At 67.9% G+C, this 14,693-nt stretch carries 5 protein-coding genes; 2 read left to right on the top strand and 3 right to left on the bottom strand.

Annotated elements, in window-relative coordinates; translation table 11 throughout:
- Genes E8M84_RS08615 through E8M84_RS08625 form a run of 3 tightly spaced genes read right to left on the bottom strand, consistent with a single transcriptional unit; the run spans position 1 to position 11,622 of the window.
- Positions 1-657: a 4'-phosphopantetheinyl transferase gene (locus E8M84_RS08615; protein ID WP_137110705.1), complete on the bottom strand. Its 657-nt coding sequence runs from the start codon at positions 655-657 to the stop codon at positions 1-3.
- Positions 654-5,285, bottom strand: a complete 4,632-nt coding sequence (locus E8M84_RS08620) for a MupA/Atu3671 family FMN-dependent luciferase-like monooxygenase (RefSeq protein ID WP_137110706.1) — start codon at positions 5,283-5,285, stop codon at positions 654-656. The genes E8M84_RS08615 and E8M84_RS08620 overlap by 4 nt, the downstream gene beginning before the upstream one ends.
- A gap of 13 nt (positions 5,286-5,298) precedes the next feature.
- Positions 5,299-11,622, bottom strand: coding sequence for a type I polyketide synthase (locus tag E8M84_RS08625; protein ID WP_137110707.1), 6,324 nt, complete (start codon positions 11,620-11,622; stop codon positions 5,299-5,301).
- A gap of 435 nt (positions 11,623-12,057) precedes the next feature.
- On the opposite strand from E8M84_RS08625, the gene E8M84_RS08630 reads away from it, so the two are divergent.
- Positions 12,058-13,128: an ExeA family protein gene (locus E8M84_RS08630; RefSeq protein WP_240790318.1), complete on the top strand. Its 1,071-nt coding sequence runs from the start codon at positions 12,058-12,060 to the stop codon at positions 13,126-13,128.
- The gene (locus E8M84_RS08635; protein ID WP_137110709.1) at positions 13,129-14,688 is read left to right on the top strand and encodes a Wzz/FepE/Etk N-terminal domain-containing protein; all 1,560 of its coding nucleotides are present in this window, start codon (positions 13,129-13,131) and stop codon (positions 14,686-14,688) included. It abuts the gene before it with no gap.
- The last annotated feature ends 5 nt before the right edge of the window (positions 14,689-14,693 follow it).

A 14,693-nucleotide genomic window follows, 5' to 3' on the forward strand; every position in this document is an offset into this window, starting at 1 on the left:
TCACCGTGCCACCCCTGCCACTACCAACCCATCGACCAGGGCCAGCCGACCCTGCACCCTGCCGCCAGAGCGGAACGCCCCGGCATTGGTGAGGAACTGGGCATCGAAGGCGGATTCGGCAAGGGTCACGCGGACGGCGTCGAAGCCGAACATCGCGCGTGCGCCTTGGGCTTGCGCCTTGAACAGCGCCTCTTTGGCGGCGAACACCCTGCGGACCTGCTGGCCGGTTTCACCGGGCGGAAAGGCCGAGCGTTCCTCGGGCGACGTGAGGGTGGACCAGAGGTCTTCGGCCAGGGGGCTGTCGTCTTCGATGTCGATGCCCAAGGGGGCGCCGTGGCGGACGACAGCGACGGCGATTCCGGCGGTGTGAGAGATCGACCCGGCGATGCCGTCGGGCCAGATCGGCGCACGGTCCGGTCCCATCGGCAGAGCGACGGCCCGGTGTCCAAGCGCGGCCAGGGCGGTGCGGGCGGCCTGGCGACCTGCGGCGAATTCGGCCACGCGGTGCGGCACGGCACCTCTCAGGGCGGGGCGTTCCTCTGGCCAGAGGTCGCGCGGGTCGGCGGCGGAGAGGCTGCAGAGCGCCACGGCGACGTCCTTTGGAAACAGCGCGCCGATGGCGGCCTCGATCCGTCTGACCCGTGCAGGCTGGGTCATCCCAGCGCCTTCTCCCGCGCTTCGCGCATCGCCCGGCGGCGGGCCATCGCGTCCATCCGGCTGTCGGCAGCTGTGTCGCCGCTTGGGGCCGGCGGGACCGTTGGAGTGGGGGCCGGGGCGGGCGCGGCGGAGATGGGCTGGACGGGTGTCGGCACCACGGTGATCGACTTGCCCAGATGCGCGGCCAGCGCCGAGACGACGGGGAAGCGGAAGATGTCGGTGATTGCCAGCCGGTCGGAGTTGAGCGCCACCTTCATCTCGCGGTGGGCCTGCACGGCCAGAAGGGAATGGCCGCCAAGGGTGAAGAAGTTGTCCGACCGAGCGACCTGCGGCACGCCAAGAACGCGGGCCCAGACGGCGGCGATGGCGTCTTCGAGGTTGCCTTCGAGGGCGACTGCGGGCCGGGCTTCTCTGGTGGCTGCCGACACTGGCGCAGCGGCGGGAGCGGCGACCGGAGTGGCGGCGGTCGCAGCAAAGGGCGCAGGCAGCGCCTTGCGGTCGACCTTGCCGTTCGGGGTCAGCGGGAAGCTGTCGAGCTTGACGATATGGGCGGGGACCATGACCTCGGGCAGATGCTCTGCCAGGGTGGTCTTCAGCGCCGTGGCGTCGACGGGTCCGGCAGAGGTGACATAGGCCACGAGGCGCACGTCGCCCGGCTGATCCTCACGCGCGATGACGACGGCCTGGCGGATGCCGGGGGCGGCTTCCAGCGTGGTCTCGATTTCCCCCAGTTCGATCCGGTGGCCGCGGATCTTGACCTGGAAGTCGGCGCGGCCGAGGTAGTCGAGCTTGCCGTCCGGGCGCTTCCGCACGAGGTCGCCGGTGCGGTACATCCGGCCGGACCCGGCGAAGGGGTCGGGGCGGAAGCGGTCGGCGGTCAGGTCGGGGCGCTGGAAATAGCCTTGGGTGACGCCTTCGCCGCCGATCCAAAGCTCTCCCTCTTGCCCGTCGGGCACGGGGGCCTGGGTGTCGTCGAGGACATAAAGCGACGTGTTGGCAATGGGTTGGCCGATGTTGACCACGCCTTCCTCGCCGGTCGTCGCCTCGACCGAGGACCAGATCGTCGTCTCGGTCGGGCCGTACATGTTCAGGACCGGAGCGCCAATCAGGCCGGACAGATCGCCCGCGAGGCGACCCATCAGCGCCTCGCCGCCGACGAGCATCCGCTTCAGCCGCTTCAGTGCCGCGCGGGCGCCATCGTCTTCAGCCAGCATCCGGGCCATCGACGGTGTGCATTGCAGGTGGGTGACGTTGTGGCGGTGGATCAGGCCCGCCATGGTGTCGTCGTCTTCGGCACCGGAATTGGTAATGCGCAGGACTTCGGCGACGGGCTTCAGGCCCTCCAGAACGACGGCGGTCGGGATGCCGTAGTCGATCAGGCAGGCGACCTCGTCAATGTCGATGGCTTTCAGCTCTTCGACCCGCTTCACGGCGTCTTCGACTGTGCCGAACAGGCCGGAGTCGTCGAAATAGCGCAAGAAGGCGAAGTCGAGGATGGCTTCAAGCTCGTCGGGGGCAAGGCTGCCGAGGTCGATGTCCATCGGGTTCGCCAGACCTTGCGGTTTCTTGAAGGCCGGGAAGGCCCAGGCGTATTGCTTGATGAGGCCCGCCGCCGAGCGCAGGTAGCTTTTCATCGGCTCACGCGCCACTTCCCGCGCTTTCTCGCGGTCTTCGGCCAGGAAGGTGTGGAGCATCAGCGTGACCTTGAAGCGCGAGGGGTCGTGACCTGCATCCTTCAGGGCCTGACGGTAGAGCTGCACCTTGCCTGCGACCTCGTCGATCGACTGGCCAAGGAGGTGGGTCAGCACATTTGCGCCCATCTTCCCGGCCTCGCGCCAGGTTTCGGGGTTGCCGGCGGTGGTGACCCAGGCCTCGACTTCCCTGGACACGGGGCGGGGCTGGGTCTTGACGGCGAAGGGGGTGCCGTCCTTGCGGGGAAACTCTACCGCTTCGCCGCGCCACAGACGGCGGACCTGGTCGAGGGCGTCGAAGAGCGCCTGACGGTTGGCGGGGGGTGTGTTCTCGGGCCGCAGGACGAAGTCGTCGGGTTGCCAGCCGGACGCAAAGGCGAGGCCCGCGCGACCGTTGGTCAGGTTGTCGATGACGGCCCATTCCTCGGCGATGCGGGCGGGGTGGTGCAGGGGGGCGACGATGGACCCGGCGCGGACGCCGATGTTCTTGGTGACCGCCGCTGCTGCTGCGCCGGTCACGGCGGGGTTCGGGTAGGGGCCGCCGAAGGCGTGGAAGTGACGCTCGGGCGTCCAGATGGCGACGAAACCGTTCTGGTCGGCAAACTTGGCGCCTTCGAGCAGAAGCTCATACTTCGAGGGGCCGGGCAGGTCGTCGTTGCCCCAATAGTAGACCGAGAAGTCCATCTTGCGCGGGTTGATCGCGCTGTCGCCCGAGGGGCGGACGCGGGCGGTCTCATTGGCGAGGACGACGGTGAAGCCGCGGGTCAGTGTCCAGAAGAGTTCGAGGACCGAGATGTCGAAGGATAGCGAAGTGACGGCGAGCCAGGTGCCGGGGTCGGTGCCGAGCGTGTCGTCCATCCCGGCGAAGAAGTTCATCACGTTGCGGTGGCCGACGACGACGCCCTTGGGGCGGCCGGTGGAGCCGGAGGTGTAGATCACATAGGCCGGGTCGTCGGCGGTCGGGCCATCGGCGGGCGCGGTCGTGGCGGCCGTGGCAAGACGCGGGTCGGTGTCGAGGATGAGAAGCGTCGGGCCCTGCGGAAGGGCGTCAGCGACGGCGCTTTCGGTCAGGATGACGGGGCAACCCGAATCCTCGGCATAAAGCGCCAGACGATCGGCGGGGTAGGCCGGGTCCATCGGGACATAGGCCGCGCCTGCAAGCTGGATGCCAAGGGCGCCTGCCACCATGTCAGTCGAGCGGCTGCAGGCGAGGCCGACAAGGGTGCCGCGCTGGACGCCCATGGCACGGAGTGTGTTGGCGATGCGGCCCGCGCGGTCGGCCAACTGGGCATAGGTCAGGCGGCTGTCGCCCGCGATGACGGCGGCAGTCTCGGGTGTGCGGGCGGCCTGCGCGAGGATCGCGCCGGGCAGGGTAATCTGGCGGTCATAGTCGCGAGCGGTGGCGGCAAGCGCGCCAGAGTAGGTGCGGGTTTCCGCGTCGGATAGCAGGCTGAGACCCGACAGGTCCGCATCGGGCGTGGCGGCCATGGCCGAAAGGAGCCGGGCGATCCGGTCGGCCAGCCGGGTGGCCTCGGTTGCAGGAACCCGAGCGGCATCGTGCCAGAGGATGGGTGCGCCGCCGGTCGTCAGGGTGACCACGCTGCCGGTGACGGGTGTTGCCCCGTCCGACAGGGCAAGGCCCGAGGGGAGAAGCGCCGTCAGGCCCGGTTCGCGCAGGGCGAGATCTGCGGCGATGCCGCCTGCCGCACGGCCCGTGTCGAGCGCACGGGCGGCGCGCGCCTCGGCTGCTGCGATCGGACCCGTGGCGTCGATCCGAACCGGAACCCAGGGCAGAAGGTAGCCGGGGGCCGGGTCCTGGGCCAATCCCAGTGCGACATCCCCGCCGGTGCGGCCAAGAGCGCGGATGGCGGCGAGGGCCAACTGAGCGGAGGATGCGGCAGAGGCGGCCAGCGGAAGCTGGCGCCAATCCGGTGCGCCCGCGGCGTTGCCAGCAAGGGCAGGATCGGACTTGAGGAGCAGGGCTCGGAGCCGCGCTTCGGCTTCGGCGGCGGGGGCGAGGGCTGCGTCCAGGCGGGCGGCTTCGGCCGGGGCGGGGGAGGGCAGGGTTGCGCCCGCGCGGGCGGTGTCGATGGGCAAGCCCTTGAGGCAGGTCAGGTGCGACAGACGCACGGCCCCGTCGGCGCAGGCCACGGTCAGGCTGCCCTCGTCGCGCGCCAGCACCGTGCCCGGCGCGGCGGTTCCGGCGACAACCTCGGCCTGGCCCACGGCCCAGACCTGGCCTTCGACTTCAATCTTCGGGACGGATAGCGGGTTGCGGTATCCGCCATGATCCAGCGCCCGGACCTGCCGGGCAACCGCCTCGGCCGGCTGGGTGAAGTCAAGCCGCGCTGCCGCCGCAGGCCGGTCGGCCCGCATCCAGATCTTGCGCGGACCCTGGCCCTGCGGTTGGCGCGGGTGGCCGCCCGCCTCCACCGCCGCCATCACGTCGGCAAAGCTGTCAAGGGCCGCAGTGAAGCAGCGGGCGTTCAGGGTGAAGGCGGTGTCGTCCGCTTCGATCTCGAAAGCGCGGGTGGCGAGCACCTCGCCCTCGTCGATCCCCTGGGTCATCAGGTGCCAGGTGACGGCATGGGTCTTCTCGCCGTTCAGAAGCGCCCAGACCGGGGCGTTCAGGCCGGCATAGCCTGGAAGCGGACCGTCGTGGAAGTTGACCCCACCCTGACGGGCCAGTGCAAGGACCGGGGCGGGCACGAGGGAGAGGTTGGCGACCGACAGAAGCCAGTCGACCGTCAGCCCCGCCGTGCGATCCGTCAGCCCCGCACCCGGGGCGATGACCCGCAGCCCGGTCGCCGAGGCCCAGGCGGCGACCCGGGGTTCGCGCGTGACGACGGCGGCAAGCTGGTGCCCCCGATCCAGCCAGCGCTTGCCGCATTCCACCGTCAGGCTTTCGTTGCCGATCAGAAGGGCGGTCAGGGTCATTGGAAATCTCCGGTCACTCGGCAGCGAGTCTATGGTCAGGATGGCGGTGCTCGCCAGCCTCGGCCGCCTGGATTGCGGCCTTCATCCGTGCGGCCAATACGCGCACGTTCGGTTCCAGCACCATGGAATCGTGGTCCCCCGGGACCTCGACCACGTCGAGACGCGGCGCGAAGGGCGTCCAGAGGTTGTCGTGGAAGACATATTCCCGCGCCTCGGACACCCAATTGCCCCCCGTGACCTTGTAGCGGCGGTCCAAGGGCGGACGGTAGAGGACGACGTTGCCATCCTCCCAGCCCCTGAGGTCATAGACGCCGATGGCATGGCGGAAGGCGGCCTCAATCGCGGCGTTGTTGTAGGACGGCACGGTCGGGTCAGGCTCGTTCGCGGCCTTGGCGCGGCGCGAGCGTTCCCATTCCCAGCGGCGCTTGGCCCAGTCGGCCAGGAACTTCGGCCCGCCCGCGCGGATTTCGGCCAGCTTGATGAGCGCTTTGTCGGGCTTGGTCAGGAAGGGCCGGACTGGCAGCGGGGTGTCGAGAAGGACCATGAGGGCCACCTCCTCGCCTTCGGCGCGGAGCATCTGGCCGATCTCCCACGCGGTCAGACCACCACCCGAGAAGCCGCCCAGAAGGTAGGGGCCCTTGGGCTGGACCTGCCGGATTTCGGCCAGGCAGGATGCGGCGGCGTCCTCGATGGTCATATGCGGCGTGTCGTCGCCGAAAAGGCCCTTGGCCTGGAGGCCGTAGAACGGCCGGTCGGTGCCGAGGAGGCTGGCGAGATGGCGGAGGTTGAGGACGTTGCCGAACATCCCGGCGACGAGGAAGAACGGGGTCTTGGGTCCGCCATCGCCGCGGTGCATGGCGACGAGGTGAGTGAACTTCGGACCAGCAGGGTCGGCGAGTTCGGTCGGGGCAGGGGCGCTGTCGTCCTGCGGGCCGATGCGGTCGATGATAAGCTGGGCGCAACGAGCGATGGTCGGGGCCTCGAACAAGATCGAGATCGGGAAGTCGACCTTCCACTGGCGGCGGATCATCGCGAACAGGCGAACGGCGATCAGGGAGTGGCCGCCGAGGGTGAAGAAGTCATCCTCGACCCCCACTTCGGCGACGCCCAGAAGCTCGGCCCAGAAGCCTGCGAGGGTGCGTTCGATGCTGTTCCTCGGGGCGACGTAGTCGGTTTCGAGGTCAGGGCGGGCAAAGCCCGGGCCTTCGGCCTCGACCGCAACGGGGGCGTTGGCCTGTTTCATCAGCGCGTCGAGGTCGAGGGAGGAGACGAGGACCTGCGCGCCATCCGCCGCCAGCGCGCGGAGGAAGGCCTCGGCGCCCTCGGCGGGGCGGATGCCGCCCGCAAGGGCCTGGGCCAGGCGCTGTTCGGCGGGGGACTGGCCGCGTTGGTCGTCGTCGCGGATCACTTCGCGCGGGTTCGGGGAGGCGGGTTTGGCAAGGGCTTCCTCGAAGGCGACCTTGCGGAAGGTGATGCCTTCGACCTCGACCAACACCTTGCCCGAGGGGTCCGTCAGGGTGACATCGAAGCTGGCGGTGTCGTCCGTCGGTCTGCCGGACAGGCGGACCCAGCTGCGGATTTCGGCAGGGAGTGCTGCGTAGACCCGGATGGCAGTGGTCATCACCGGGGCCCAGACGAAGCCCTCCTGCACCTTCGGGAGAAGCGCGATGCCCCAGCCGGTGCCGATGTCGTAAAGCGCGGGATGCAGCGCGCAGGTTGCGGTATCCTGCACCGCTTGCGTCGGCAGGGCGAGGGTTGCAAGGCCTTCACCGTTGCCGAGCGCGGTGGCCTTGAGGACCTGCCAACGCGGGCCAAAGGCGATGCGGTCTTCCTGGGCGGAGGGCAGGTTCTCGCCCCCTGCTGCCGCGGCCTTGTCGGGGCAACGGGCGGCTATGGCGGCAAGGTCCAGCTCTTCAGCCAGCGTGGTGAGCGGGGCCACACCCATTTCGGCGGTCAGCGCCCAGCCTTGCGGCTCCAGCGCGCGGGCTTGCAAGCGCTGGTTGCCATCGCGGCCGCGGGTCAAGCTGACGCGGAAGTCGCGGGGGAGGTCCGCTTCCAGCCGGAGTGGGCGGAAGACGGTAAGGTCGGTGAGCTGGAAGCCGGGCTTCGCGCCTGCCGCTGCAAGGGCTTCGCCCGCGATTTCCGGGTAGGCCGAGCCGGGGAGGACCGCCGTGCCGTCCAAGAGGCGGTGGTCGTCCATGACCCAGTGCTCTTTGGTGAGCGTGGCGTGAAACCGGGTTTCATCCTCACCCTTCTGCATCCTTTCGAGGACCAGCTGGCCGGGCAGCGGGGCGCCCGCGTCCTTGCCCTGACGGCGGGCGTCGGCGTCAGCGGCCATGCCGATGCCGGACCAGATGCCCCAGTTGATCGCCGTGACGCGGGTGCGTCCGCCAGCCCTGCTGCGGGCAAAGGCGTTGAGGTACTCGTTTGCCGCGACGTAGTCGGCCTGACCGGCTGGGGTCAGGACGGTGGAGGTGGAGCTGAACAGCACGATCCGGTCGACGGAGCCGTCGGGGAGGAGGGTGTCGAGAAGCTTTGTCCCGTGGACCTTGGGCGACAGGACCGCGTCGGCGCTGCCGGGGTCCTTGCCGAGGAGGGGGGCGTCGTCGACGGTGCCCGCGGCATGGACGACGCCGTAGATCGGGCCAAGCTCGGCCTTCACGCGGTCGAAGGCCGCGCGCATGTCTTCGGGGTTGCAGACATCGGCGGCGACGGCCATCACGCGGCCGAGGCGTTCAAGGCGCGACAGGACCCCGGCGCGGACGGATCCGGGTTCGGGGACGTGGCGACCGATGAGCGCAACCTTGGCGTGGCGGTCGCGCATCAGGCGTTCTGCGACGGTGACGCCGATCCCGCCGAAGCCACCGGTGATGACCCAAACCGAGCCTTCGGGGACTTCGGCCTGTTCCGGCAGTTTTGCAGGGACGAGGCGGGTTTCCAGGCGGCGGCTGCCCCTGATCGCGGCGACGGTGTTGGAAGGCGTCGCCAGCATCTCTTCGAGGACGGCGGAGACGGTTTCGCCCGCTATCTTCTTGTCAAGCGTCACGTCAAGAAGGCTCGCCGTCAGCCCCGGCAATTCGCGCGGCATCACGCGGACGGGGCCCGCGACGGTGGCTTTCTCGGGGTAGGGGAGGGCTTCCGTGCGGACCTGTGCGGCGCCGGAGGTGACGACGGTCACGTGCGGCGCGGGCTTGAGGCCGATTTCGGCGATGGCCTGGCCGAGGAAGAAGAGGCTCCAGAAGCCCTGTTCGAGGTTTCGCTGGAAGAAGCTGGAGCCAGGGCGGAAGGCCTCTTTCTCGGTCACCAGCCAGAAATGGGCGATGCGGGCGGGTGAGAGGTCCCGCTGGGCGAGGTCGGCGAGGAGGGCGTCGTAGCCCTCGCGCCCGTGTTCGGGGGCGAGCGTGTAGGTGTCGTCCGAGGTGCGGGCGAAGGCGTCGCCGACGTGGACGGTGATGACGCGGTGGTTGGCGGCCCGCAGGCGCTGGACGGCGGCGCGGGCAAGGCCGGCTTCGTCGGCGAAGACCAGCCAGGTCAGGGGTTCCCCGAGTTCGGTTTCCACGTCGACCGGGCAGTCGGCAGGCATCACGCGCCAGCCGATCTTGTAGCCGAAGTCGGTGACGCTGTCGTGGCGGGTCGGGGTCAGGTCGGCCTCGGTCACGACAGTGGGCTGGCCGCGTTCGACGAAGTAGCGGCTGCGCTGGAAGGGGTAGGTCGGCAGGGGGACGCGGCGGCGCTTCGCCTCGCCCCAAAGCTGGGTCAGGTCGGGTTCGGCCCCGCAGGCCCAGAGGCGGCCGAGGGTGGCGATGAAGTGGCGGTCGTCGCTGACGGTGTCGTCGGGGTGGCGGAGGCTGGCCGGGACCGGCTGGCCGCCCATCGCGCCGTTCGCCTGCGCGAGCGACGCCATCGCGCGGCCGGGGCCGACCTCCAGGTAGACCCGGTCGGCCTTCTGGCGCAGCGCCGCCATGCCGTCGGCGAAGCGGACAGTGTTGCGCAAGTGGGCGACCCAGTAGTCGGGGCTGGTGGCCTCCTCGTCGGTCAGGACCTGGCCGGAGCGGTTGGAGATGATCGGGATCTGCGGTGGGCTGAGGTGCATGCCCCCAAGGTGGGCGCGGAAGGCGGAAAGGATGCCTTCCAGCATCTTCGAATGCGCCGCAATGTCGATGGCGATGCGGGTGGTGTCGATGCCGTCGGCCTTGAGCCGCTCAGCCAGGTCCTTCAGGCCCGCGTCGGACCCCGAGACCACGGTCAGTTCCGGCGCGTTCACCGAGGCGATGTCGAGATCGCCGAGGTAGGGTTTCAGCGCGGCTTCAGAGAGCGGGACCGACAGCATCCCTCCCGCAGGGACGGTGTCGAAGAGTTGCCCGCGCAGGCGGACGAGGCCGACGGCGGCTTCCAGCGTCATCACGCCCGCCACGCAAGCGGCCGCGTTTTCGCCCATCGAATGGCCGATCAGGACGGCGGGCTGGATGCCCCAGCTTTCCCACAGCTTCGCCAGCGCGACCTCGACGATCAGGATCAGGGGCAGCTGTCTCGACGGCTGGCGCAGGGCCTCGGCGGCGGCCTGTTCCTGGCCTTTGGCGGGCAGCCAGAGGGCGCGGGTTTCCGCCTCGGCATCGCCCAGGGCAGCAAGGCCCCGGTCCATCCATTCGGCGAAGACGGGTTCGGTCTCGTAAAGGTCGCGCGCCATGTTGGGGTATTGCGCGCCGCCGCCGGGGAACATGAAGACGACGTCGGGGCGGTCGCCCAACCGGCGCTGGGTGAAGACGCGGCGGGGATCACCGGCCTCCAGCATCTTCGCGGCTTCCTCATGGCTTTCGGCCACCAGCACGCGGCGGTGTTCAAAGGCGCGGCGGCCTTCTTTCAGCGTCCAGGCGACGTCGGCGAGGTCCTGTTCGGGATGCGCGCGGAGATGGGCGGCGAGGCGGGTGGAGGCTTCGCCCAGAGCCGACTGGCTGCGGGCGGAGAGGGTGATGAGCTGGAAGGGCCAGTCCGAAGCCTCGGAAGCGGCCACGGCAGGGGGTTCCTGCACGACGACGAAGGCGTTGGTGCCGCCGACGCCCAAGGAGTTCACCCCGGCGCGGCGGGGGCCCTTGCGGCGGGGCCAGTCCGACAGCTTGTCGTTGACGCGGAAGGGGCTGCCGTCGAAGTCGATGGCGGGGTTCGGGGCCTCGAAGTTGAGGCTGGGCGGCATCTGGCCGTGGTGCAGCGCGAGCGTGGTCTTGATGAGGCTTGCTACGCCCGCGGCGGTGTCGAGGTGGCCGATGTTGGTTTTCACAGACCCGATGCGCGCGAAGCCAGTGGCATTGGTGGTGCGGCGGAAGGCTTCGGTCAGGGCGGCGACTTCGATGGGGTCGCCAAGGTAGGTGCCGGTGCCGTGGCATTCGATGTAGTCGATGGTCTCCGCCGGGGTCCCTGCAACGGCGAGGGCCGTGGCGACGCAGGCGGATTGACCCTCGACTGAAGGCGCAAGGTATCCGGCCTTTGCCGCCCCGTCGTTGTTGACGGCTGACCCCTTAATGACGCCCCAGATATGGTCGCCATCGGCCAGGGCATCCTCAAGCCGACGCAGCAAGACCGTGCCCGCACCGGACCCGAAGACCGTGCCTTGCGCTCGGTGGTCGAAGGCGTGGCAGACGCCGTCGGGCGACAGGACCTCGCCCTCCTTGTAGAGGTAGCCGCGGCCCTGGGGCATGTCGATGGTGACACCCCCAGCCAGCGCCATGTCGCATTCACCGTTCAAGAGCGCCTGGATCGCGTAATGCGTGGCGACCAGCGAGGTGGAGCAGGCGGTCTGCATCCCGAGGCTTGGCCCCTTGAGGTCGAAGACGTGGCTGACGCGGGTAGCGAGGAAGTCCTTGTCGTTGCCGGTATGGCGCAGAAGGAACATCCCCGTGCTTTCGACCAGCGCCGGGTTCGAGCAGAGGTTGAAGTAGAAATAGCTGCCCATGCCGCAGCCCGCGAAGACGCCGATGCGGCCCTTGAACCCTTCGGGAGTGTGGCCGGCGTTTTCCAGCGCCTCCCACGCCACTTCCAGGAACTGGCGGTGCTGGGGGTCTAGGATCGCGGCTTCCTTGGGGGAGAATCCGAAGAACTCGGCGTCAAAGCGGTCGTAGCCTTCAAGAAGGGCAGCGGCGGGGACGTAGTTCGGATTGCGCAACAGCGCGGGGTTCTCGCCCGAAGCGAGGATTTCCTCTTCGGTCAGCCGACGCACGGCCGACCGGCCTTCGCGCAGGTTGTCCCAATAGGCCTGGATGTCCGCGGCACCCGGAAGATGCGCAGCCATGCCGACAATGGCGATATCCGTTTCGGCCGGAAGGTCCTGCATCACGTCCTTCATGCGACTACCCTCTCGACTTGTCTTCAGCGACCTGCGCTGTCCTGGCGTTTGGCCCGCCCGACGGGCGACAATGGCCTTGGTCCCAAGGATGCGCCGCAGCGCCGGGACAGTTCAGCACAATCTCACCTACTCTGCACCAACCCGAAATCCGGGGACTGACCGGGACCATCAACGATTCGCGCGCTGTCAAAATTTCCTTGAGCTTTCCTACATGAGTCCGTCTAGATACGCACGGGTGTTGGGTAAGAAAGTGGCCATTTCTGGGGGATTCCGGACCCTACGGCTATGATTTCCCTACTTTGTTGCTAGCTCGGCATCAGTATTGTGGAAGGCGTCGCCATGCCTTTCAAGTTTGCTTATTACAGGGCCACAAAGCCCCAATACCTTGGGGAATTGCTTAAAGGTGAGTAGATGACGCGAAGTAGGTCCCGCAGGTTGTTATCCCGTATCCTGTGGTTCGATCCGGAAGTCGGAAACGAAACGGAGTCGCCGGCCGGGGCTTCGGATCGCGTTGACGATACGGCACTGGACATTCCGACCTATCAGGACCGCAGCGTCGTCGTGACGCCGCCGTCGAGCTTTGTCGACGCGCCGATTCCGCGCCCGGTGCGGGTCCGGTCACGGCTGCTGCCGAGCCACCCGCCGGTCGGGAACTCTGCGGATCTCTATACCGAGCATTTCGGGCTGAAGATGCGCCCCTTCGCCCTGACCCCCGACCCGGATTTCCTGTACTGGCCGCCCTCGCACCAGCGGGCCTACACGATGCTGGAATACGGGGTCAGGGCCCATGCACCGATCACGCTGATCACCGGCGAGGTCGGTGCGGGCAAGACGACATTGCTTCTGCATCTGGTGCGGTCGCTGGGATCCGAACTGAAGGTCGGGCTGGTGTCGAACCCGCATGGATCGCGGGCCGAGCTTCTGCGCTGGGTGCTGCATGCGCTGGAACAGCCTGCCGAACTGGAAGAAAGCTACGTCGATCTCTTTTCGCGCTTTCAGAACTTCCTGCTGTCGGAATATGCCTCGGGGCGCAGTGTCGTCCTGATCTTCGACGAAGCGCAGAACCTGTCCGCCGAGGCGCTGGAAGAACTGCGGATGTTCATCAACATCAACTCGGGCAAGGACGAGGTCCTGCAACTGGTGCTGATCGGGCAACCGGAACTGCGGGCGCTGGTGTCGCGGCCCGAGATGCGGCAGTTTGCCCAGCGGGTGGCGGCCAGCTATCACCTGACAGCGATGGACCTCAAGACGGTCCGGGGCTACATTCCGCATCGTCTGAAGGTGGCGGGTTGCGAGAAGCGCATCTTCACCGCGCCGGCGGTCAGCATCATCTATGACCTGACGAAGGGCGTGCCGCGACTAGTGAACCAACTGTGCGATCTTGCGATGGTCTATGCCTTCACCAAGGGCAAGCAGATCGTGACCCCCGCGATCCTTCAGCAGGTGCTGGATGATGGCGTATTCTTTTCGGCAGCAGCCGCAAGCGAGACGAGTGAGACCCCCTAAATGACGCTGGACCTGCGTTTCTACCTGTCCCTGATCCTGCGGCGGCTTCCCGTCATCGCGGCGATCATCTTCACCGCGACGACGGCCGGCGTCCTGTATGCCGTGTCGCTGCCGCCGGTCTTTCGGGCAGAGGCGCGGCTTCTGATCGAGAATGCCCAGATCCCGGACGAACTGGCCGCCTCGACCGTGCGGTCCACGGCTGACGAGATCCTGCTGGCGATCCAGCAACGGATCATGACCCGCGACAACCTTCTGGCTGTTGCTGAGAGGCATGAGCTGTTCAAGAGCGCACCGTCGATGACCTCGGAACAGAAGCTGGTGGCGATCGGCAGCCGCGTGGCGATCTACATGCCCAACAACCAGGGCAATACCGGGGTGGTCAACGTATCCTTCGCCGCGTCCGAGCCCGAGCTTTCGGCTGCCGTCACCAATGACCTGGCGGACCAGATCCTGCAGTGGAGCACGGAGCTGCGGACCGAGGCCTCGGCCAACACGCTGGATTTCTTCGAACAGGAAGTGCAGCGCCTGACGCAGGAGCTGGGTGAGCAGAACGCGAAGATCCTGGAGTTCGAACAGGCCAACCGGGATGCCCTGCCGGAAAGCCTGGAATTCCGCCGGTCACGCCAGGCGGCACAGCAGGAGCGCCTGTTGCAGATCGACCGGGAGCTTTCGTCTCTGCGGGACCGACGCCAGCGCCTGACCGAACTTTTCGACCGCACCGGGCGTCTGGTGACGACAACCGAAGCCCGCACGCCGGAAGAAACGCGGCTGGACGAGTTGCGGCAGGAACTTGCCTCGGCCCTGGTGGTGTTGTCGCCGACCAACCCGCGTGTGAAGGCGCTGCAGAACGAGGTCACCGCACTTGAGGAGGCCGTCAAGGAACAGCTGGACGCATCGGGCGGCGGGCGGCTGACACCTTTCCAGGTGCAGATGCTGGATATCGATGGGCAGATTGAATACCTCGCCGAACAGAAGGCCCTGGTCGAGAAGGACCTGGTGGCACTGGAGGCCAGCATCGAGGCGACACCCGGCAACTCGATCCGGCTGGGCGAACTGCGCAGCAACTACGAGACCCTGCGCGTCCAGTACGAAGAGGCCGTCGGCAGCCTGTCCGAGGCCCGTATGGGCAACCGGATCGAAGCGACGGACCGGGGGCAGCGCATCACCATGATCGAACGGGCCGTCCCGCCCGCCTTCCGCGCCGAGCCGAACCGCAAGCGGATCGCGGTCGCGGCATTCGGGGCCGGGGTGATCCTCTCTGGCGCGCTGCTTTTCCTGCTGGAGTTCATGAACCAGACGATCCGCAGACCGTCAGAACTGGCCAAGGTGATCGGTGCCCCGCCGTTCGGGACTGTGGGCTATCTTCCGGGGGCGTCAGAGGCCAGGCGGTTCTCGCATGGCAGCCTGGCGATGCTGGCGGTGTTCCTGATCAACATTCCGGTGTTGATGCTGGTGGTTCACATCTACGTCATGCCGCTCAACTCACTTCTCGGGCTTGCCTCGAAGGCACCCGACATCAGCGGGGTGGCTGATCCCGCGACCACCGGACAGACCGAGTAGGACAT

It is taken from the genome of Rhodobacter sp. SY28-1 (assembly GCF_005222785.1).
GTDB lineage: Bacteria > Pseudomonadota > Alphaproteobacteria > Rhodobacterales > Rhodobacteraceae > Tabrizicola.